This is a genomic window from Dokdonia ponticola (assembly GCF_042653865.1).
GTDB classification, from domain to species: domain Bacteria; phylum Bacteroidota; class Bacteroidia; order Flavobacteriales; family Flavobacteriaceae; genus Dokdonia; species Dokdonia ponticola.
In genome coordinates, this window is sequence record NZ_JBHSFV010000001.1 from 517,447 (window position 1) to 538,397 (window position 20,951).

Here is a 20,951-nt window from a genome sequence, read left to right on the forward strand (position 1 = left end):
TTTTGTTTTTTAACTAACGTTCAGGGTTATGGTAATTTCACGCTTTACCGGGCTATCTACCATTTGATATGCAAATTCTGCCGATGTAAAGTGAACTTCTTTATTTTGTGCTATGGCTACAGGATTGAGTTTTTGTTTCATAAGTGATGCAAGACCTGCAACATCTATAATGTCATTTTCAATCAACCCATTATTTAGCTCATTATTGACATTGATCGCTTCTCTAGAAGCCTCTAGAGGAGATCCATCATCCTCTTTTAAGTTTTTTTGATACCTGTTTGACTCTCGATTACTATCCATTTTAATCCCAAAATGAAGACCTTCAAAAGGTTGTTTGATGGTTATTGAAGCGATGTTTCCATTAAAGATACCCAAAAAAATGTCATCATCGATGCGCTCAAATCGGAGGGCAGGAAGTAGTTCCCCATCGCTGTCATACGCCAGTATTTCAAGACCTCGCCATCCAGAAACGACATCAGAACGCAATAAAAAACCTGTGACATTAAGGACTCTTAAGTCTGGATCTGTTTTACTTTCATTTGATTTTTGATCTATATATCCATCAATAAGACCCTCACTAAGTACTCGATCAAGGATATGATCTGTATCATCAAGTCTTCCTATGCTTAAAGCCCCGTCAAGAAGGGCTTCCATCCAATTGGGGTCAAGGTAAAATACAGTCATTATTCCTGAATCTGCATGCTCTTTTTCTAGATAAAACTCATGAGGCACGAGATAAGAAAAAGGAACCCCTTTTAGTTGATACAATTCGGTTAAAAAGGAGCGTGCTTCTTCTGGAATAGAAGCTGTAGTAGCTACTTCTATTTTTTCTGGGGTACTTGTGGTTACTCCCAAAAACTGAATCAATTTGCTCTTAACTGTAATCGCTTCTTGATTATTCATAAGGGAATTGATCGTATCTCTTTGGGTGTTTTTTGCCTTTTCTTGTATTTGGGATAATCGCCAAGCCCCCATTGCTCTTGCATATTCTTGATTTTGCAATCCAAGTACACGCCCTAGCTGCCAAGCAGCAGCAAAAGAAACATCAAAAAATCCTGTTGTTCTATCATACCGCAATGCTCCGTCTGAAGCTGTAAAAGATATCTTTTTTGAAGTGGCTGGAGATAACCGAGGAACAAATGGTCCTTGATACCAAGAGATAGTGGTGGCGCCTGCGCGTGTTAAATGCCCCAAAGGAACATGTCCAGATTCAAAATAAGACTTTAAATGCGCTACTTCGGTGGCTTTTTCAATTTTCATGGGCCTTGTATGAATCCCATTTACTAACTGTAAAAAATTGGCTTCTCCAGAGTTGTCAAAATTCCAATGCGCCAAAACAACTAGCCTCACACTATTTCCTTTAGGAATTTCTTTTTTTGGTGTAGCACCTTTCAAATACGCTGCATAGCCCTCCAAAGACACCACAATAGCCGTGTGACTTTTTCCAGAAGTCAGTACCCTATTCCCTACCAATACAGAAAACATTCCGGTACTCTTATCAGCATCTGTGTCTAAAATCCCTTCTTGATCCTTGTGGGTAATGGAAACTTCCTTTGCATGCGCCAAAAAGGAAAGACTCTCCATAGAAGGGACGTAGGCGTCAAACTGCTCTTTGGTGATATCCACAGTAAAGCAACCATCGGTTTCATTCTCCCATTCCATTAATGTTAATTCCGCTTTCGCGAAAGCGGACTCTTTAGAAATAGCAGGACGTATCACGGTGTCTGGAACAGAAGGAGGAAGAATATCCTGTAAACTCCCTAAATTGATCTTAAGAGCTTGCATCTCATCTTCATCAAAAAGCAACAATGCCATCCAAGGGACTGGAGGGGAGACTTGCGGCGTTTGTTTTTGCTGAGGCGTTTCTTCTCTCTGAAAAACAGGAGGTTTCCCATCAATTGTTCGCTCCCACGGAAGTGTTCTTCTTGAAAAAATAACATGAGGTAATTGACCCGAGTAGTTACCCGATCTATTGGCAGGTGGATACACCGAATAAATATCTGCAGCATTAAGTGTAAAACGAGCAGCATCAACGCCAAAAGAAAACGCTTTTTTGATTTTTTGTACCGATTTCTTATTTCTAAGAATATCCTGATCTACAGTGACCTGATAAGATCCTGCCACCATAGGAGGTAAAAAACATTGTACTATTTTTGTAATTTCACTCATTCATTGATCAAGTTACATCTGTTGAAAATTGCGGTATTTCCCCGAGTTCTACCAATACTGGTATGGCTCTAAAATAAGAAGGACCTTGTGCGATGACAGCGGTCATTTCTGACTCTTGAATGTCGGGCAAATCATCTCCAAAAATAGCTTGCAAAGCCGATGAAATTTCTTGACGTCTTTCCTTTTTAGCCGTAAAAGTCTGTTCCATAATCCCTTTTTTCTGTTTGCCTTGTACTGTATCAAAATGCCCTAAAACTTCAAATGCTTGAAAGGCTTCACCTAGTTGTCGTTGGGTAAAACTCCATTGAAATGAGACTGTAGATCCTTCTACTAACAATGAAAAATCAAAGGCTTTCATTTGTGCTACTTGAGGTACTAATGGTGGGTGAAGTGTGACCCCAGTTAGTACATTACTCATCACTTTAGCAGTTCCTGGATTGGCATTATTATGTGTTGATTTACTACCTCCCCACAAGGCTTCTGCTACTCCTTTGGCGATGCCTACTAATCGCATTTGCATAGGCTTGCCTCCTAGAAAAACTGACACATTCATGTCAAAATTCATTTCTTTAGCCACAAAATTACAAGGTCTCACCCCAATATCTTTAGTGCGTTCCTTATAGGTGCTTTTTTTATACGCCGATACCATTAAGGTATTTGGTTCCGTTTCTTGGCCATTGTGGTGCAAGGTAGTTACTGGAATAAAAGAATCTACAGCAATAGCGAGCTGGAGTGGATTAATTAAAGGAAACTTATGTGCTCCCTTTACAGCCATCAATCCATTGCTAATGGTAATATTAATAGGATCTGGATTTGATAAAGCTGCTTCTTGAGTTTTGTTAGTTTTACTAGACCTTAAGCGTTTCTTTGACGTATCTTCTTTCCCTTGAGGAATAAATCCATTGGAAAATGCGTGCCACTCTAATGGTTCAGGAACTTTTTTACGGCCATCTCCAAAAGGTATTGTAAACGAAAAGATGGTCCAATCTACATGAGCTTCTCCCGCAAATGGAGGTCCCCAAATATGGAGTTGTGCACTCATTTCAAAATTGAAATGTATGCGTACAAATGCAATTTTAATACGAGCCTCTATACGCACCGTAATGCCCATATCAATCATATACTGAAAAGGTGCCCATGCAATGAGCATATTTGCCCAAAGGATGATTGATGCCTTGACTATAGAAGTCTTAAATACAACTTCCCATCGACCTCCAGCCATGATGGCAGATGAGGTTAAGGCATAATACAACTCCCCTTTTATAGACACGTATTTTCCTATTTTCCAATGTAAGCCTACCCTTGGTACTGTAGGATAATGAGGTGGTTTTATAAACTTAGGATGATACCCCCCTAACGTAATGACAAAATCCCCTTCGTGGGGTCCGTTTACCCAAGTGTAAAAAGCAAATCCTCCAGTAAGTTTACAGTCGGGCGAAAGGATATAACTATTGGGAGTAAGAACGGCTTCTACAGAAATGACATCACTTCCTGTTCCAAAATGTGCCAAAATTGCAAGTTCTATATAAACAATAGGCGCTGGAGCAATTGCTTTTTCTGGCCACGTTAAACGTGACAATCCTAGAATAGCAAATTCTAGTTGTGTCCCAAAATTAACCGTAAGTAATACAAAGGATTCTATGATTTTAAAAGAAGTAAATTTTATTCCCACGGCTAGCCAAAAATCCCCTACAGAGATTTCAATAGGTAGTTTCCCATTATTCATAGGAGTTTCTAAGGATTGTAATACTTCTGATAATCCGCCACTTTTCTGTGGTTGCATTGCAAGGGCGACCAATGGGTAGGTAGCTACTTCATTTATAGAAGGGACATTCACCCTACGGTTATACCCAAAGCCTGCGGCAATGCCTGTGACAAAAAAGAAAGCAGGCCCACCAATAGGACCATCAAAAACACCATAGATAAATAAGGAAGCTTTATTTTCAACCTCAGCATACGCACCAATGGCAGCAATAGAAAATGTATTGATTTTGATAATAGCACCACCGCTGTACTCGTCTATTTCTTTACCATTATACATTCTGGTGGAATGTAAAAAAGCACCTGAAATTTCTATAGGTGGTCTGCTATATGAAAGTCCTAAACCATCCAAGTAAAAATCAGGAATGTCTGGTGGCCATTTGAGTTTAAACCCTAATCCAAAGCCCATTAATTGTACTCCAAGACCTATCATAGTCATAGAAGCATCTAAGAGTAAAATGACTTTACCGTCGTCATAGGCAAAACCTATTCGTTGTAAAGAAACAGGGCCTATTCTTTTATCTAACTTTTTCCATGTGGCTTTTGATGAAATGGCACCTCCTAAAGGTTGGACACCAGTGCTTGCTGCAGGTGTTTCGTCATGTGATGGCTCTTCTTGTTGGCTGGAACTACCACCATTGATAACATAATGCTCGATAACCCCATTGATTTGTAACTCTGTCGTAATATTAAAACCTGAAGCAATATCAACCCTAGGGATTGCTTCAAAAACCTGTAACTCTTCTTTTGAAAAATCACCTTTAGCATAGATGGCAAGTACTTCTTTAAACGCAAAAGAATTCCCTCTTGTTAGTACAGGCCCTGCCATAGGCAAATCTGAAAGATCCAACGATAAATTGGCACCCATTCCAAAGAGTAACTTGGCGTTTTTTTCTCCTTTATTATAAAGGAAAAAGGCTTTGAATTTGTCTAATGTAAATGAAACTTCAGGTAACGATTTTACCGTCTCTTTTCCAAAAAGGTCTCCAGCTATTTCTTTAAGATCAATCGTTACCTTCCCTTTATTGAGATAGCTGGCAAATACATACCAAGCTTTATTTTGCTTCACAAATTGAAGTTCAAAACGATGTGCACCCACTTTTAAAACGCCCTTAAATATAAAGGAAGGTTCTTCTGCATTTGTTTTATCATATTCAATGCTAATGGAAGCATCAAATTCATTTTTATTAATGGTTATTTTACAATCAAATGCAATGGTAAGTTGTGTAGCATTGACACCCCCAGCACCATAGGTTACTGAAAATTTATTAAAAGCAACACTATCTAGAACATCAGGAATCTCTTGATCTTTTGTTGTCGCCGACTTGACAATGTCTTTTACCGTAATTCCATCTTTTTTTAATGCAGCTAAAGAAGCAAATAAAACATCTTCTGTGGTGTCATTTACAAGAACTCGTTTCCGATACCCTACAGCAATATCAACACCCATAGAAGCATCTGGATTTCCTAAATGAAAATCTGCCTGTCCCGTAATTTCAAGAAGAAATGGTTTTGGTGTTGACATATAAGATTAAGTGATGCGTTATCTATGACGATGATGTGCGTAAACAATATCCGTTAGGGTTGCTCTCTTTTTTTGCTTTCGCGAAAGCATACTCATCCATATAGAAATAACTTCTAGCTATTGCCTTAAAAGACTATCTATTTATAATACTTTATTATTCAGATTACTCACTAGTTTCTACTGCTGGTATAGCTACCGCTTCATTGGTCACTCTAAACCCAACATTTTTAATAGTAAGTGCTCCAAAAGTAATAGCATCTCCTTTTTTTGATGATACATCAATATCAAAAGTTTTTTGAGTAACATTAAAATTAAATGCGTTAAACTCTACTGTAAAATCCTTAAGTTCTGGGGTATCTCCACTAGCTTCATCTCCAGTTTGTGGAATAGCAACTGCTGTAGTGTCATCACCCGTTTGCCCTCCTGCCCAAGCAATTAATGAATCTAGTCTAACTGAAGTACCTGCGGCTCCATCTTGTCTATCACTAAGATCAATAATCCAATCTCTTCTAGGGTTTAAGTTTCCTATACGAACACTAATAACTGCGACAGGATCTGTTGGCGTCGCTACTTTTGGACCTATTTCAATTTGTCCATTTAATCCCAAACTGAATTTTGAAACGTCAGTAAGGTTACTAATGGTAATTGTACCTTTTCCTGCACCAGCTTCACCTTCTTTCTTGAGAAATCCACCAACACCTCTATAGATTACTTTTTTATTTTCATCACTCCAAGTTACCTGAATATTATCAGTTGAAGTAAAACCGTCCCAATCTGTAAGTGTTGCTTTGGTATTTATTATCGTATCAGTAAAATCACCTTGCGAATCAAAACCTGATAGCTTGGCTACTTTTGTAATTGGTGGGATTTTAACATCTGTTAAGTTCCTAATTTCTGTAATTGTAATTGCCATAATATATATTTTTAAAAATATTGAATATTAAATCTATATGTAGAATTTAGTCAAGAGGTTCATTCTATATTTTAAATAAAATTATTGAAATCTTATGAGAGGAGTACCTCCCGCCTGATTTGGTTGCAAGGAGAGTATAAACGGACCATTGCCTCCTTCGGCTTGTGTAGGGGCATATACCGTTTGATTAGGGGTTCCGTCAGAAAAGGTAATAACGACCCCTTGCCCATTACTAATTTGATACACTGGCTCTGGTGCGGTATGATTTCCTGCTACGTGTACCTGTTGACCACCAAAGTTGACTGTTATTGCATTTCCAGTAATGTTTATAATATTAAAATCTGCCATAATTTAATTGATTTTTTAATCGTTACACCTACTCTATTTAGGCTTTTCGGATGACGCCTTTTGCGATTTTTTTGAATCATTATTTTATAATTCCAACGTCTCAACACTTGAGATTTTACGTATGAATACATTTAAAATTTGATTTCCTCTTTTCATATCATAACTCACTTCAAGTTTATTGATGAATTAGAGATGCTAACCCTATATTCTCATTAGGTAGCATTATTAGTGCCTCATTTTGATATATTCATATTAATATCTTGATTTCATTTGTTTGGGAAATGAAGATAAAAAATAATCCGCATCGTAAAATAGGTAAAACTACCTGTATTCAAAATGACCTTTTCTTAGACATAACTTTGCCTACATTGATTCACTAATCATGGCCATGTACAACTAGATTTTAACCCGTTGTGTATTTTTATTTGGTAGTATGAAACCAACTATTTTAAAAGTAGTCTTATGTAACCAATGTTACTGAAAACAGCTTATGAATCTTTTAGTTTTACAAAAAATTCATTAAATGTTGAAAGGAACAAAACTCTATGGCATTCTACGTTTTAAATGTCCAAAATGTCAAGAAGGTGATTTTTTTAAGGGACATCCATACAAATTAGGCACTATGGGAGTTGTACATAAACGCTGCAAGGCTTGTGATCAAAAATTTGAGTTAGAAACTGGTTTTTATCAAGGTTCTTATTATGTATCTTATGGCTTGGGGGTAGCGTTATTTATTGCTGTTGTCATATTAAATTATCTTTTTAGAGAAACGATAACGCCCACCTCTCTTATGATTTCATTTATCTTAGCATTAATTTTTTTACTCCCTTTGCTCTATTCTTTATCAAAAATTATATGGGCAACTATGTTTATAAAGTATGACAAAGATGCTATTATTAATCACCAAATACGTCTAGATAATGATTCAAGAACTCAAAAATAGTTACGGATCTCTTTTTGAAGAGGCGCTTATTAATGAAATAGTACAAGTAGGCACCTACAAAGAAGTACCAGCAGGATTCAAATTAATAGAAATTGGCTCCTACATAAAAGGAATGCCATTATTGGTTTCTGGAGCTATAAAAGTACTTAGAGAAGATAAGAATGGAGATGAACTTTTATTGTATTACCTTGAAAAAGGAGAAACGTGTTCTATGACGATGACCTGTTGTATGGGACAAACCAAAAGCGAAATTAGAGCTATTGCCGAAACAGACACAAAACTCATCATGATCCCTATCCAAAAAATGGAACTGTGGATGTCTACTTATAAATCATGGAGAGACTTTGTCTTTGAAAGTTACCATAATCGTCTTAATGAGATGTTGCATACCATAGATAGCATTGCCTTTGATAATATGGATGAACGACTTCTAAATTATCTTAAAGAAAAAGCGAGAGTTAATAAGGATCATATCATACGTAATACACATCAAGAAATTGCCTATGAATTGCATAGCTCAAGAGTTGTTATTTCAAGACTACTCAAGAAATTAGAAAATCTCGGTAAAATTGAATTACACAGAAACTACATAGAAATTATTAATTTAGACTAACTATGTAACCTATGTTACTGCCAAACACTAGCGGTCTATATATTTTTGCATCAAATTACACTAACAAACTATGGAATTACTAGAGATATTTGGGTACATAAGTGCATTAATAATAGGTATTTCACTTGGTCTAATCGGTGGCGGAGGTTCTATATTAGCTGTACCAGTTTTGGCCTATTTATTCTCCGTAAATGAAAAAGTAGCGACCGCATATTCCTTATTTGTTGTTGGAGCAAGTGCTTTACTAGGAGGTTTAAAACAGCATCTTAAAGGATATGTAGATTGGCGTACTGCTCTAGTTTTTGGTATACCTGCTATTGTTGGAGTCACTGTAGTGAGACATTATGTTGTCCCTGCACTACCAGATGTACTATTTACCATGGGAGATTTTGCGTTTACACGTAGAATGGCCATGTTTGGGTTGTTTGCTGTCCTAATGATTCCTGCTGCTTTTTCCATGTTAAAAAAGCGTAAAGAAAAAGAACCAAAGGGAGACGGTACTATAAAATATAATTATCCTTTAATTTTAGCAGAAGGACTTATCGTAGGGGGCATCACTGGAATGATAGGTGCTGGTGGAGGTTTTCTCATTATCCCTGCTCTTGTTATTCTAGCAAATGTAGAAATGAAAGTAGCCGTAGGAACTTCACTCATTATTATTGCTTTTAAATCATTACTGGGCTTCTTTTTAGGAGATGCATTCACCATGGAAATTGATTGGGTATTCCTTTCCATTTTTACGGGAATCTCTTTCATCGGAATCTTTATAGGAAGTTACTTGAGTAATTTTATTGATGGCAATAAATTAAAGAGAGGCTTTGGATACTTCATTTTTGTCATGGCTATTTTTATATTCTATATGGAGTTTTTTGTAAAACAATAAGTTATTTATATATATATATATATATATATGTCAATAAAAATGCCCTTTCACAGAAGGGCATTTTTATTTTGAGTAAACTACCTCGGGGCAAGCCCATAAGGCATTGATAAGAAACTGAATTTTAATTTCGAGGCAAGCCTTAGGGTATTAAACCCTTTGACGGTGCCAATAAAATTCAAATTTATGACTAATATCATTTTTTAACAATAAACTTCTCTTGTGTAACCTAAGTGACTAAAAAAATATAGCTTACCCCCTATTTTTATGCTGTTTAACAACTAAATGTATTCAAAATGAAAGTAGAACAAATTTATACAGGATGTATCGCTCACGCAGCGTATTACATAGAAAGTAATGGTGTTGCAGCCGTATTTGACCCATTAAGAGAAGTTCAACCCTACATTGATCGTGCGCAAATAGACAATGCAGAAATCAAATATGTATTTGAAACTCATTTTCACGCAGATTTTGTAAGTGGACACTTAGATTTACAAAAAAAAGCTGGAGCAGAAATTGTATTTGGGCCAGGTGCAAAACCTGCTTATGAAGCCACAACAGCAAAAGATGGACAACTATTTGAAGTTGGAGACTATAAGGTTAAAGTCATTCATACACCAGGGCATACCATGGAGAGCACTACCTATTTATTAATAGATGAAAATGGAAAAGAACATGGAATCATTACTGGAGATACTTTATTTATAGGAGACGTAGGCCGTCCTGATCTAGCGCAACATGTTGTTTCAGAATTAACAGAAGAAAAGTTAGCAGGGCATTTATACGATTCTTTAAGAAATAAAATTTTACCATTAAATGATGATTTAATTGTGTATCCTAATCATGGAGCAGGTTCTGCATGTGGTAAAATGATGAGTAAAGAAACTACAGATACGTTAGGGAATCAGAAAAAAGTGAATTATGCTTTGCAAGAAATGTCCAAAGACGAATTTATTAAAGTTTTACTTACGGGGTTAACAGCACCTCCAGGTTACTTTCCGCAAAATGTATTAATGAATATCAATGGCTATGAAAGCCTTGATACAATTATGAACAGAGCAACAAAAGCATTAACGCCAGAAGAATTTGAAATTGTAGCAAATGAAACAGGCGCTTTGATGCTTGACACTCGAGATGCAAGTGACTTTGCAAAAGGATTTATTCCTAATAGTATCAATATAGGGCTTGAGGGTAATTTTGCACAATGGGTGGGAGAAATGATCCCAGACGTAAAACAAGAAATAGTATTAATTACAGACCCTGGTAAGGAAGAAGAAGCGATCACAAGATTATCAAGAGTCGGATATGACTTTACAGTGGGATATTTAAAAGGCGGATTCTCATCTTGGAAAGAAAGTGGTAAAGAATTTGAAACTACTATTCGCATTACTCCTGAAGAATTAGAAAAAAAATATACCTCTGAAAAACCAATAATCATTGATGTTCGTAAAAAAAGTGAATTCCAATCTGAGCACATCATTGATGCCATCAACATTCCACTTAATGAGATCAATCAACATTTAGCTCAATTCCCTAAAGACAAACCTTTTGTACTACATTGTGCAGGAGGTTATAGAAGTATGATAGCAGCAGCTATATTAAAACAACGCGGTTGGGACAATTTTGTAGATGTTGTAGGTGGGTTTAAAGAAATAGCAGAAACAAACATACCTAAGTCTGAGTATATTTGCCCCACAACTTTATTGTAAACAGGTATTAATATCAAAATTAAAAACCTCTATTTTTTTATTAAAATAGAGGTTTTGTTAAATTTATGGATATGTAACTTAAGTTACTGTGGAATATACGAATCTTCGTTAATTTTACACTATAATTAAAAAATAAAGAAATGAACGTTGAACAAATCTATACGGGTTGCCTAGCACAAGGTGCTTATTACATTGAGAGCAATGGTGAAGTTGCCATTATTGATCCCTTAAGAGAAATAAAACCCTATGTAAATAGAGCTAAACTCGACGATGCAAAAATTAAATATATATTTGAAACGCATTTTCATGCAGATTTTGTGAGCGGTCACGTCACCCTTGCAAAAGAGACAGGAGCCCCTATTGTTTTTGGTCCCAATGCAAATCCAACATTTGATGCAATCATTGCGACAGATGGTCAAGAATTTAAACTCGGTGAAGTAACGATTGTTGCATTACATACCCCTGGACATACCATGGAGAGTACCACCTATTTATTAAGAGATAAAAATGGAAAAGATCATGCTATTTTTAGTGGAGACACCCTTTTCTTAGGAGATGTTGGAAGACCTGATTTGGCTCAAAAAATGGGCGTTTTGACTGAAAAAGATTTAGCAGGGTTTCTCTATGATAGCTTACGCGAAAAAATAATGCCACTCGCTGACGATGTGATCGTATATCCTGCTCATGGAGCGGGTTCTGCATGCGGTAAGAATATGATGAAAGAAACAGTGGATACATTAGGCAATCAAAAGCAAATGAATTATGCCTTGCGTGCCGATATGACCAAAGACGAATTTATAGCCGAAGTAATAGAAGGACTTTTACCCCCACCACAATACTTTCCTGCCAATGTAAAATTGAATAAGGAAGGTTATGACGATATTGATGATATTTTAAAAAGAGGTACTCAAGCCTTATCACCTGTCGCTTTTGAAGCTGCTGCAAATGAAACAGGAGCTGTTGTATTAGACGTACGCCATCAAGATGCATTTGCCAATGGACATATCCCCAGATCCATATTTATTGGACTTGACGGCAGTTTTGCTCCTTGGGTAGGTGCTTTGATAGCCGATGTAAAACAACCTATTTTATTAGTAACAGAACCTGGGCGAGAAGAAGAAGCAGTTACAAGACTCTCTAGAGTTGGATTTGATAATACCCTAGGATATCTTGAAGGTGGCTTTGAAGCTTGGAAAAAAGCAGCCCTAGAATATGACTCAGTAAGCTCTATCACATCAGATTCTTTTAAACAAGAATTAGAAAAAGGAAATCAACCCATATTTGATGTTCGTAAAGAGAGTGAGTATCTATCTGAACATGTAATAAATGCCACCAATACGCCTCTTGATTTCTTAAACGATCACTTATCAGAATTTCCAGATGACAGTCCTTTCTTTGTGCATTGCGCAGGAGGATATAGAAGTATGATTGCTATTTCTATTTTAAAAAGCCGAGGGATACATAATTTAATTGATGTCAAAGGAGGATTTAAAGCCATTAAAGAATCTGGCGTACAAGTTTCAGATTTTGTTTGTCCAACGACATTGTAAATAAGATTCAAAATGAAAAATATACATCAAGTAGAATGGCTAGAATTACTAGCAAATGATACACAAGCCATCATTATAGATGCTAGAACGCCTAGAGAATGTGCAGAAGGTATTATAGAAAATGCTATTATGATTAATTTTTTAGATACGATTGCCTTTAAAACAACTGTTGAAAAATTGGACAAAAACAAAAACTATTATGTCTATTGCAGAAGCGGAAACCGTAGTGCACAAGCTTGTCAACTTCTAGAAAACTTAGGCGTAGAACACACCTATAACTTATCTGGCGGCATGATGGCTTGGACAGGAAAAACAGTAGTCCCCGTATAAATAAAAATAAATCCATATAATGATATGGATCTAATGGTTGGTTAATAGAGGAAAAGAGGTTATCTAATTGGATAACCTCTTTTTTGATATAATAACCTATATGTAACTTATGTTACTGCCCATTTTAACCATTCATCATAACTTGCATATATAAATATCATACCTATGAAAGCAGCGATAATAGTGCAAAATTTAAAATGTGGAGGATGTGCCAATACAATTACCACTAAACTTTCACAGATTGATACGCTATCAGAAATTTTAGTGGATACTGAAACATCTACAGTTTCTTTTGTTGCCACAAACCCTGAAGATGTATTGATAGTAAAAGAAAAACTAAAAACATTGGGCTATCCATCTATTGAAGATGCAAACGGAATTATATCTAAAGCAAAATCTTTTGTAAGTTGTGCTACTGGAAGAATAAAATAATTCATGACAAAACATACACTATCCCTTACAGACAAGCTTGCGATTGATAGAACAAGACTCGCAAATGAAAGAACATTTCTTGCTTATTTCAGAACCTTCATCGTATTCTTAAGTTCAGGCCTAGCCATTATTAAATTAGATATGCTCATAGAAATAAGATGGATAGGTATTATGCTCTCTGGAATAGGTCCTGTTCTATTTTTAATAGGTTTGATAAGGTTTTTATATGTCAAGAGAAGTATCAAGAAATATTACATCTCATAAAATTAGAGCGATATACTCCTAGAACCAATAAGAAAAATGTTACTGTAAGCGCCAGTAAAAAAGATAATTATCTATTTCCACATATTCGCATTAGAATATTCAATCCATTACAACTGGCCTAAGTCTAAACTAACAACTTACTTATTTATGAAAAAATATACAAGCCTAATACCTATATCCTTTATACTGCTATTACTTATAAGTTGTAATGATAGTAAGAAGTCCAATTACTCAAATCAAACTGATATTGAAGTTAAAACGACCACATACTCCCCAAGCAATCATCCAGGAAAAAAATTAATGGAAAGTAAGTGTTATGTATGCCATAATCCATCAACAGATCACGAGGGCAGGATTGCTCCACCTATGGTTGCTATAAAATCGCACTATCTCAATGATGATACCACTAAAGAAGAATTTACAAATGCAATCTGGAGCTTTGTAAAACAACCATCTAAAGAAAAGGCTAAGATGAAAGGTGCTGTAAAACGTTTTAATGTAATGCCATATCAACCATTTTCGGAGGAAGATATCAAGCTCATTTCAGAATATATGTACAACTATAAAATAGAGGAGCCAGAATGGTTTAAAAAACATATTGAAGAAGAAAGTAATGGTAAAATGAAGCATAGAAATGATGGTAAAAAGGATGCTGGTTCCGCTTCCGCGAAAGCAAAAACCCCAGAAGATCGCGGTCAAGAATATGCTTTGAATACTAAAAAAGAACTAGGTAAAAACCTAATGACCACCATTCAAAAAAAAGGAACTCTTGAGGCAGTTACTTTTTGCAATAAGCAAGCCTTTCCTATTACAGATAGTATGGCAGTAGCACAAAACGCAACTATAAGACGCGTGTCTGATAAACCACGAAATCCAGAAAATCAAGCAAACGCTAAAGAGCTAGGAATAATAGAGCGTTTTAAAAAAGCAATAGCAAGTAATGAGCAATACAAACCTGTAACTGAGATAGAAAATGGTGAAATTCAATTTTACGCACCAATTACTACAAACTCAATGTGTTTACAATGTCACGGAAGCCCTGAAGAAAATATTGACCCTAAAGTACTTACAACCATCACAAATCTGTATCCTGAAGATAAAGCAATAGGCTATGGTGTTAATGAAGTTCGTGGTATCTGGAGCATCACTTACAAGCAGTAAAATGAAACAATTTATTATTGGTTTATTGATCACACTACCCTTTTTAAATGTCACTGCACAAGAAAGAGAAACTCATTACAGCAGTTGGAATACCATTAACATTAATAAAAAACTAAATGACAAGTGGTCTGTAAATTCTGAATTCAACTTTAGACGTACAAACTTTTTAAGAGATTGGGAACAATTTATAGTGCGCCCTTTTGTGCATTACACCTTTGAAAACGATCTAGACATTGCCGTAGGATATAGTTATATAAAGAATTACAGTTATGCACCTTACAGCACTCCTATAGACGCTATAGAAAATAATATTTTTCAACAACTGACAATCAAACACTCTTTTTCTACATTTTCTTTTGATCATAGACTTAGGTTTGAAGAGCGTTTTATTGATACTATCATTAATAATGGGGATAATTCATACACTATTAACGGTACGACATATAGAAATAGATTTCGTTATAAATTTCAAATAACAGTCCCTATTAAAAATTTTAATACAACTCAAGGGGTAAGTATTGTTTTATATGATGAGGCCTTTTTAGATTTTGGAAATGGTCTCAGACCTGAAAAATTGGATCAAAACTGGATGTTCTTGGGTTTCGTTTTTCGCGCAAGCGAACACATAAAGATACGCTCAGGGTATCATGATATTTATGCTAAAAGAAGTGATCTTTTTATTAATAATCAAGTTTGGGAAACCACAGTAACATATAAGATTTAAAATGAATAAAATAAAGGTAACATTCGTATTAATCGTAGCTATCGTATTTCAAATAAAGGCACAAGAGCATCAAAAGCATAAGGAGATGCATGATGATGGACGTGGATTTAGAATCGCAGGAATCATTGGACATACCCTCATTAATACAGAAGGTATTGATAACGTATTTGTACCATCTTGGGGCTTAGACATAGAATATTGGTGGAATCACAAATGGGGTCTCGGACTACATAATGATATAGAAATAGAGACTTTTATCATCCGCAATTCTGATAATGAAGAAATAGAAAGGGTAAATCCTTTTGTTATTACAGTAGATGCGCTCTACCAATTTGGAGGTGGCTTTGTCGTCACATTAGGCCCAGGAGTAGAATTAGAAAAAGAAGAATCCTTTTATCTAGTAAGAGTAGGAATTGAATATGAAAAAGATATAAGTAACTCGTTATACCTATTACCAACGTTGTTTTTAGACCAGCGATTTGATGGATATAACACCTGGAATATTGGTTTAGGCGTTGGTTTAAAGCTATAAGAATGCCTAAGGAAAGAGAAATCACAAAACCCATAAAACAACAATCTAATGAAAACACTTGGTCTTATAGGAGGCACATCATGGCATTCTACTATTGAGTATTATAAATTAATTAATGAGCTTGTAGGAAAAGAAATAGGATCACAAGCAAATCCTCCATTAATAATTCATAGTATTAATATAGAGTTGATGCGTGAGCAAAATAAAGAAAAAATAAATACTACATATTTAGAAGTATCACGTAAATTAGAACAAGCCGGAGCAGAAGCGATTATTATATGCGCAAATACACCACACATGGTTTATAACTATGTACAACCTAAAATTAATATCCCTATACTACATATAGCTGATGCTGCTGGTAAAGAAGCTAAAAAGTTAGGTTTAAAAAAGCTAGGACTCTTAGGGAACAAACCTACAATGATTGGAGATTTTATCCCTGAAATTTTACAAACCAACTATCAGATAGAAACTATTATACCAGAAGTTGATTATTTAAGTCAAGCACACCAATACGTTTCTAAAGAACTTACACAAGGTACGTTTACAGAAGAAGCTAAGCAGTTTTTTCTTGCTCAAATAGATTTACTTGTGAAACGTGGCGCCGAAGGAATAATTCTAGGATGCACTGAACTTCCATTATTGATAAAACAAAATGAAGTACATATTCCATTAGTAGCTACCACAGATTTACACGCGCAAATGGCCGTAGATTTTATTCTCTCTGAAAAGGAAACGGGTAAGGTAATTCTACGTTAAGAATGGTTTACCATCAAGTTTATAAATGACTCCATGTATTCATAACAAGCTAAGCAACTTAGTTTAGTTTACGATAAACAAGTGTAGTCATGGCTCTTACGTCTTGAACATTGGTCGTTTTTATAGGCTCTATAAGCGCTAGAGAATGTTTTTCTGATAATTCTTGTATAATTTCTCTAGTGATGAAAAAACTACCTTCTCTATTGGTCTGACTTTCTTTCAGGTAAGGCATGCGACCATCAAGTCCAATGTCTGATGCCACTCGTATAAATAAGGTACCGTCAATTTTTAAAACCCTGACGAGTTCTGAAAACATCGTATGAAAGTGTTTTTCGCTTTGCGCGAAATGTAATACTGCACTACAAATCACGTGGTGAAATTTATTTTCGCCGAAAGGCAAAGCTTCTAAATTGCCCAGTTGAAAATTTGAAGCCATTTTTGGATAACGCAGCTTTGCATTATCCAGCCGTTCTGCATCTGTGTCTACGCCTGAAATATCAAAACCATTGATATAAAACCACGTTAGATTTCTTCCTTCACCACAGCCAGCATCAAGAATAGTATCAAGAGGTTGATATCGCTCTTTCATTATTTGATCTATGATATAGATATCAGTTTTCCCTATAATTTGAGATAATGTTGATTCGTTCACAATTAGCCTATTTAATACTCAATATAACAATACTATTGTAATGCTTATGTAACTTGTGTTACAGTATGTTAAATTTATTGCTATTAGTTTTACATAATTAATAAATTAAGAACAGAAAAATGGCAACACACTATAAAGTAGTAATCATAGGAGGTGGAACAGCAGGCATAATGACAGCGGCTCAACTTTTAAAACAAAAGAAATCCGATAGCATCGCTATTATTGAACCTGCAGATACCCATTATTATCAGCCAGCTTGGACATTGGTGGGTGCAGGAACATATGATTATGATAAAACCGCTAAACCTATGGCTTCTGTAATACCAAAAGGTACTACTTGGATTAAGGACAAGGCAAAAGGGTTTGATGCAGCTCATAATACAGTCCACACAGAAAAAAGTGGTGATATCACATATGATTATCTTGTTGTTGCACCAGGGCTAGCGTATGATTTTAGCCTCGTTCCTGGACTAGGAGAAGCCATGGATAAAGGCGTCGTTTGTAGTAACTATACAGACCCAAAACATACGTGGAATGTCATTAAAAACTTCAAAGGTGGTACAGCTCTTTTTACACAACCTGCAACCCCTATAAAATGTGGTGGTGCTCCGCAAAAAATAATGTATCTAGCGGAGAGCCATTGGGCAAAAAGTAAGACAAAATCCAATACTAACATCGTTTTTGCTACTGCAGGAACTGTCATTTTTGGAACAAAAGAAATTGCTGATACATTAATGGAAGTCGTTGATCGCAAAGACATCAATCTTCGGTTTAATCATAAGTTGGTTGAAGTTGATGGGGCAAATAAAATTGCCTGGTATGAACTTACCAAAGATGTAAAATCTGGAGGTTGTGTAATAATGTCTGGAGACGATGAAGAAAAACATCTTGATGAAGCATTTCAATACAATTATAAAGATGTAAAAGTGACAAAGAAAAATGGTTGCTATGGGATCCATTATGATATGTTACATACTGCTCCGCCATCAGTAGCACCCAAGTTTGTAAAAGAGTCCAACCTTGTAAATGATGCTGGCTGGTTAGATGTAGATCATCACACGATGCAACACAATAAATACCCAAATATTTTTGGATTAGGAGATGTTGCAGCATTACCTACCGCAAAGACAGGAGCTGCCATACGAAAGCAAGTACCCGTAGTTGTAGATAATTTGGGATTACTCATTAGCCAAGATAAAATGGGCTCAAAATCTTACAATGGGTATTCTTCTTGCCCCCTTGTCACAGATTATGGTAAAATGGTGCTAGCTGAGTTTGATTATGAAGGAAAATTTACTCCAGATCCTAAATTGAAACAATTACTCATTAAGGATAGCTCTAAAGAACACTGGAGGTTATGGATGCTTAAAAAGTATATGCTCCCATACTTATATTGGAATAAAATGCTTAAAGGACAAGACGTTTAATTTACAATCCCCTTTTTTAAACTAAAGAGGTAAAGCGAATCGCTTTACCTCTTTGTTTATTTAATGTGAGTTCGATGTAAGTTTTTCTTCTTTTTCTCCAGTATACAACAGAACATGAGTTCTGAACGAGATGAAGCGACAGCTATTTCCGTTAATTTTTTTTGAAGCCTTGGAAACGACAAAGCGTGAGCTTTGGGCGAGGAGGAGCGACGGAGGAAATTCTTTGTGGTTTTTCGCTTTAAGCGAAAAAATATCTAAGAAATCGAAGATTCATAAGTTCCAATATTTAAAATAGAAAACGCACGCATAAAAAGCGTCTTTTCCCTGCCCACTAGCAAGCTGGTTTTGGTTCGGTTGGATTTTACCCTGAGCCTAGTCGAAGGATTGGATGAGTAAATAAAATAAATATTTGATTATTAGTTATTTACATTAATTTTTAACATAATCAAACTAAAAGACTAACTAATTATTTATGTCGAACTCACGTTTATTTAACTTTTTTACCTGAAAAACATCTTAACTTTACAGAATATGAATAAAGCACACTTACTAAAGGCTATACAGCTACAAAAACAAGAAATCAATGTTTCTGTAAAACTTAAAAGAGAATCTCAACGGTTTACAGAATTACTTTTTAATGCTTTGTTTGATCAAGGAACAGATGCTGAAAAAGCACTCACAGAACTTGAAGATTTATTTTTAGAAATTAGAAATTTGGCCTGCCCTGACATAAAAGGTTCTCCTTGTAAAACATGGGAGGATTTTACGATGACCATTCCTGATTTATTTTGTAACTTAAAGAAAGATGCTGTAGCTATATTTGACAATGATCCAGCAGCAAAGTCTATCGAAGAAGTTTATTTAGCCTATCCTGGTTTTTTTGCTATCGCAATTTATAGAATGGCCAAAGTTTTCCACAAACTTGGATTACCACTCATACCTAGATTAATGACAGAATATGCACATCGATTAACAGGTATAGATATACACCCTGGTGCAAATATTGGGGATTCTTTTTTTATTGATCATGGCACAGGCGTCGTCATAGGTGAAACCACCGAGATTCATGATAATGTTAAAATATATCAGGGGGTTACATTGGGTGCACTCACCGTAAAGAAAGAAGATAAAAACAACAAACGACATCCTACAATTCTAAGTAATGTCACTATTTATGCAAATGCTACCATTTTAGGAGGAGAAACAATTATAGGTGAAAATAGTATCATTGGGGGTAATACGTGGCTAACGGAATCTGTTGCTGAAAACTCCATCGTATTACACACTCCAAAAATTGAAATCATTAAAAAATACCAGACTAAGGAATGAATAAAACAATCATAGATAGAATAGGAAATACACCGCTTGTAAAATCTTTAGCACTTAATGTGAACCCTAATGTGAGTTTATACTTTAAACTAGAAGGGAATAATCCTGGAGGGAGTGTTAAAGACAGAGCAGCGTATAATATGATACGAAATGCGTTAGACAGAGGAGAAATAACTCAAGATTCTAAACTCATAGAAGCGACTAGCGGTAATACAGGAATAGCCCTTGCCATGATTGCTAGTATCTACAATCTGAACATCGAGTTAGTAATGCCAGAAACAGCAACAAAAGAACGCGTGCAAACAATGAAAGCTTATGGAGCAAAAGTTACACTGCATCCAGAAGGGATTGAAGGAGCTCGAGATTATGCGATAAACAAGGTTGAAAATGAAGGCTATTATTCATTCAATCAGTTTTCAAATGAAGATAATTGGAAAGCGCACTACAAAACAACAGGTCCAGAAATATGGGAAGACACCAATGGAAAAGTAACCCATTTTATTTCTTCTATGGGAACTACAGGAACCATCATGGGGACCTCTACTTTTTTAAAAGAGAAAAACAATGCCATTCAAATTATTGGAGTCCAACCAACAGATAACTCAAAGATACCAGGCATACGCAAGTGGCCTCAAGAATACCTGCCCGCCATATTTAATCCCTCCAAAGTGGACCGAATACTAGAAGTGAGCAGAGAGGAAGCCATACAAATGTCAAGACGATTGGCCAGAGAAGAAGGCATACTAGCAGGGATGAGTAGCGGTGGAGCAACGACCGTAGCGTTAAGAATTGCTCAAGAGTTAAGTGAAGGGATCATTGTTAGTATTATTTGTGATCGAGGCGACCGCTATCTGTCTTCAGAACTTTTTGAGTAAAATATGAACTTACTAAAGTTGAGTTTTATGTATTTAGTCCTTCATTTTTTTGCAT

20 protein-coding genes are annotated in these 20,951 nt (G+C 35.7%); 15 read left to right on the top strand and 5 right to left on the bottom strand.

From position 1 onward, the window contains the following. Window positions 1-9 precede the first annotated feature (9 nt). From ACFO3O_RS02375 to ACFO3O_RS02390, 4 genes are all read right to left on the bottom strand, one after another. A complete protein-coding gene (locus ACFO3O_RS02375; RefSeq protein WP_379976934.1) occupies window positions 10-2,169 on the bottom strand; it encodes a hypothetical protein in 2,160 nt (719 codons plus the stop codon). Window positions 2,170-2,176: 7 nt separating this feature from the next. Continuing rightward, window positions 2,177-5,455 (bottom strand): DUF6603 domain-containing protein, encoded by a 3,279-nt coding sequence (locus ACFO3O_RS02380; protein ID WP_379976935.1) that lies wholly within the window; start codon window positions 5,453-5,455, stop codon window positions 2,177-2,179. A gap of 163 nt (window positions 5,456-5,618) precedes the next feature. Further along, window positions 5,619-6,368 (bottom strand): hypothetical protein, encoded by a 750-nt coding sequence (locus ACFO3O_RS02385; RefSeq protein ID WP_379976936.1) that lies wholly within the window; start codon window positions 6,366-6,368, stop codon window positions 5,619-5,621. A gap of 81 nt (window positions 6,369-6,449) precedes the next feature. Further along, the gene (locus ACFO3O_RS02390) at window positions 6,450-6,716 is read right to left on the bottom strand and encodes a hypothetical protein (RefSeq protein ID WP_379976937.1); all 267 of its coding nucleotides are present in this window, start codon (window positions 6,714-6,716) and stop codon (window positions 6,450-6,452) included. Between the two features lie 523 nt (window positions 6,717-7,239). On the opposite strand from ACFO3O_RS02390, the gene ACFO3O_RS02395 reads away from it, so the two are divergent. The 12 genes from ACFO3O_RS02395 to ACFO3O_RS02450 all read left to right on the top strand — a co-directional run bounded on the left by ACFO3O_RS02395 (window position 7,240) and on the right by ACFO3O_RS02450 (window position 16,613). Further along, window positions 7,240-7,659 carry a DUF983 domain-containing protein gene (locus ACFO3O_RS02395; protein WP_379976938.1) on the top strand — a complete coding sequence of 140 codons (420 nt, stop codon included), beginning with the start codon at window positions 7,240-7,242 and terminating at the stop codon, window positions 7,657-7,659. After that, window positions 7,637-8,272, top strand: coding sequence for a Crp/Fnr family transcriptional regulator (locus ACFO3O_RS02400; RefSeq protein ID WP_379976939.1), 636 nt, complete (start codon window positions 7,637-7,639; stop codon window positions 8,270-8,272). The genes ACFO3O_RS02395 and ACFO3O_RS02400 overlap by 23 nt, the downstream gene beginning before the upstream one ends. Window positions 8,273-8,342: 70 nt before the next feature. Then, window positions 8,343-9,155, top strand: a complete 813-nt coding sequence (locus ACFO3O_RS02405; RefSeq protein ID WP_379976940.1) for a sulfite exporter TauE/SafE family protein — start codon at window positions 8,343-8,345, stop codon at window positions 9,153-9,155. 293 nt (window positions 9,156-9,448) lie between these two features. Then, on the top strand, window positions 9,449-10,861 hold the full coding sequence (locus ACFO3O_RS02410; RefSeq protein ID WP_379976941.1) for an MBL fold metallo-hydrolase: 1,413 nt from the start codon (window positions 9,449-9,451) through the stop codon (window positions 10,859-10,861). Between the two features lie 140 nt (window positions 10,862-11,001). Beyond that, on the top strand, window positions 11,002-12,411 hold the full coding sequence (locus ACFO3O_RS02415) for an MBL fold metallo-hydrolase (protein WP_379976942.1): 1,410 nt from the start codon (window positions 11,002-11,004) through the stop codon (window positions 12,409-12,411). Window positions 12,412-12,423: 12 nt separating this feature from the next. Continuing rightward, window positions 12,424-12,741 carry a rhodanese-like domain-containing protein gene (locus ACFO3O_RS02420; protein WP_379976943.1) on the top strand — a complete coding sequence of 106 codons (318 nt, stop codon included), beginning with the start codon at window positions 12,424-12,426 and terminating at the stop codon, window positions 12,739-12,741. Window positions 12,742-12,906: 165 nt separating this feature from the next. After that, window positions 12,907-13,173 carry a heavy-metal-associated domain-containing protein gene (locus tag ACFO3O_RS02425; protein ID WP_379976945.1) on the top strand — a complete coding sequence of 89 codons (267 nt, stop codon included), beginning with the start codon at window positions 12,907-12,909 and terminating at the stop codon, window positions 13,171-13,173. A gap of 3 nt (window positions 13,174-13,176) precedes the next feature. Then, window positions 13,177-13,437 carry a YidH family protein gene (locus tag ACFO3O_RS02430; RefSeq protein WP_379976946.1) on the top strand — a complete coding sequence of 87 codons (261 nt, stop codon included), beginning with the start codon at window positions 13,177-13,179 and terminating at the stop codon, window positions 13,435-13,437. A 147-nt stretch (window positions 13,438-13,584) separates the two neighbouring features. After that, a complete protein-coding gene (locus tag ACFO3O_RS02435; RefSeq protein WP_379976947.1) occupies window positions 13,585-14,598 on the top strand; it encodes a Tll0287-like domain-containing protein in 1,014 nt (337 codons plus the stop codon). Between the two features lies 1 nt (window position 14,599). Next, window positions 14,600-15,322: a DUF2490 domain-containing protein gene (locus tag ACFO3O_RS02440; RefSeq protein ID WP_379976948.1), complete on the top strand. Its 723-nt coding sequence runs from the start codon at window positions 14,600-14,602 to the stop codon at window positions 15,320-15,322. Between the two features lies 1 nt (window position 15,323). Further along, window positions 15,324-15,854: a hypothetical protein gene (locus ACFO3O_RS02445; RefSeq protein WP_379976949.1), complete on the top strand. Its 531-nt coding sequence runs from the start codon at window positions 15,324-15,326 to the stop codon at window positions 15,852-15,854. A gap of 48 nt (window positions 15,855-15,902) precedes the next feature. Further along, window positions 15,903-16,613: an aspartate/glutamate racemase family protein gene (locus ACFO3O_RS02450; RefSeq protein ID WP_379976950.1), complete on the top strand. Its 711-nt coding sequence runs from the start codon at window positions 15,903-15,905 to the stop codon at window positions 16,611-16,613. A gap of 58 nt (window positions 16,614-16,671) precedes the next feature. Here the strand turns inward: ACFO3O_RS02450 and ACFO3O_RS02455 are convergent, their stop codons facing one another. Then, window positions 16,672-17,265 (bottom strand): class I SAM-dependent methyltransferase, encoded by a 594-nt coding sequence (locus ACFO3O_RS02455; protein ID WP_379976951.1) that lies wholly within the window; start codon window positions 17,263-17,265, stop codon window positions 16,672-16,674. A 119-nt stretch (window positions 17,266-17,384) separates the two neighbouring features. Between ACFO3O_RS02455 and ACFO3O_RS02460 the strand changes: the two genes are divergently transcribed. The 3 genes from ACFO3O_RS02460 to cysM all read left to right on the top strand — a co-directional run bounded on the left by ACFO3O_RS02460 (window position 17,385) and on the right by cysM (window position 20,896). Beyond that, entirely contained in the window at window positions 17,385-18,692 is a 1,308-nt protein-coding gene (locus ACFO3O_RS02460) for an NAD(P)/FAD-dependent oxidoreductase (RefSeq protein WP_379976952.1), read from the top strand. Window positions 18,693-19,223: 531 nt separating this feature from the next. Then, a complete protein-coding gene (gene epsC / locus ACFO3O_RS02465) occupies window positions 19,224-20,021 on the top strand; it encodes a serine O-acetyltransferase EpsC (protein ID WP_379976953.1) in 798 nt (265 codons plus the stop codon). After that, complete coding sequence (gene cysM / locus ACFO3O_RS02470; protein ID WP_379976954.1) at window positions 20,018-20,896, top strand: cysteine synthase CysM; 879 nt, start codon at window positions 20,018-20,020, stop codon at window positions 20,894-20,896. The genes epsC and cysM overlap by 4 nt, the downstream gene beginning before the upstream one ends. The last annotated feature ends 55 nt before the right edge of the window (window positions 20,897-20,951 follow it).

Coding starts and splice junctions, on each gene's coding strand:
- ACFO3O_RS02445 (WP_379976949.1), top strand. CDS start 15,324: ATGAATAAAATAAAGGTAACATTCGTATTAATCGTAGCTATCGTATTT.
- ACFO3O_RS02380 (WP_379976935.1), bottom strand. CDS start 5,455: ATGTCAACACCAAAACCATTTCTTCTTGAAATTACGGGACAGGCAGAT.
- ACFO3O_RS02375 (WP_379976934.1), bottom strand. CDS start 2,169: ATGAGTGAAATTACAAAAATAGTACAATGTTTTTTACCTCCTATGGTG.
- ACFO3O_RS02390 (WP_379976937.1), bottom strand. CDS start 6,716: ATGGCAGATTTTAATATTATAAACATTACTGGAAATGCAATAACAGTC.
- epsC (WP_379976953.1), top strand. CDS start 19,224: ATGAATAAAGCACACTTACTAAAGGCTATACAGCTACAAAAACAAGAA.
- ACFO3O_RS02430 (WP_379976946.1), top strand. CDS start 13,177: ATGACAAAACATACACTATCCCTTACAGACAAGCTTGCGATTGATAGA.
- ACFO3O_RS02385 (WP_379976936.1), bottom strand. CDS start 6,368: ATGGCAATTACAATTACAGAAATTAGGAACTTAACAGATGTTAAAATC.
- ACFO3O_RS02395 (WP_379976938.1), top strand. CDS start 7,240: ATGTTGAAAGGAACAAAACTCTATGGCATTCTACGTTTTAAATGTCCA.
- ACFO3O_RS02425 (WP_379976945.1), top strand. CDS start 12,907: ATGAAAGCAGCGATAATAGTGCAAAATTTAAAATGTGGAGGATGTGCC.
- ACFO3O_RS02450 (WP_379976950.1), top strand. CDS start 15,903: ATGAAAACACTTGGTCTTATAGGAGGCACATCATGGCATTCTACTATT.
- ACFO3O_RS02420 (WP_379976943.1), top strand. CDS start 12,424: ATGAAAAATATACATCAAGTAGAATGGCTAGAATTACTAGCAAATGAT.
- cysM (WP_379976954.1), top strand. CDS start 20,018: ATGAATAAAACAATCATAGATAGAATAGGAAATACACCGCTTGTAAAA.
- ACFO3O_RS02440 (WP_379976948.1), top strand. CDS start 14,600: ATGAAACAATTTATTATTGGTTTATTGATCACACTACCCTTTTTAAAT.
- ACFO3O_RS02400 (WP_379976939.1), top strand. CDS start 7,637: ATGATTCAAGAACTCAAAAATAGTTACGGATCTCTTTTTGAAGAGGCG.
- ACFO3O_RS02410 (WP_379976941.1), top strand. CDS start 9,449: ATGAAAGTAGAACAAATTTATACAGGATGTATCGCTCACGCAGCGTAT.
- ACFO3O_RS02415 (WP_379976942.1), top strand. CDS start 11,002: ATGAACGTTGAACAAATCTATACGGGTTGCCTAGCACAAGGTGCTTAT.
- ACFO3O_RS02460 (WP_379976952.1), top strand. CDS start 17,385: ATGGCAACACACTATAAAGTAGTAATCATAGGAGGTGGAACAGCAGGC.
- ACFO3O_RS02435 (WP_379976947.1), top strand. CDS start 13,585: ATGAAAAAATATACAAGCCTAATACCTATATCCTTTATACTGCTATTA.
- ACFO3O_RS02405 (WP_379976940.1), top strand. CDS start 8,343: ATGGAATTACTAGAGATATTTGGGTACATAAGTGCATTAATAATAGGT.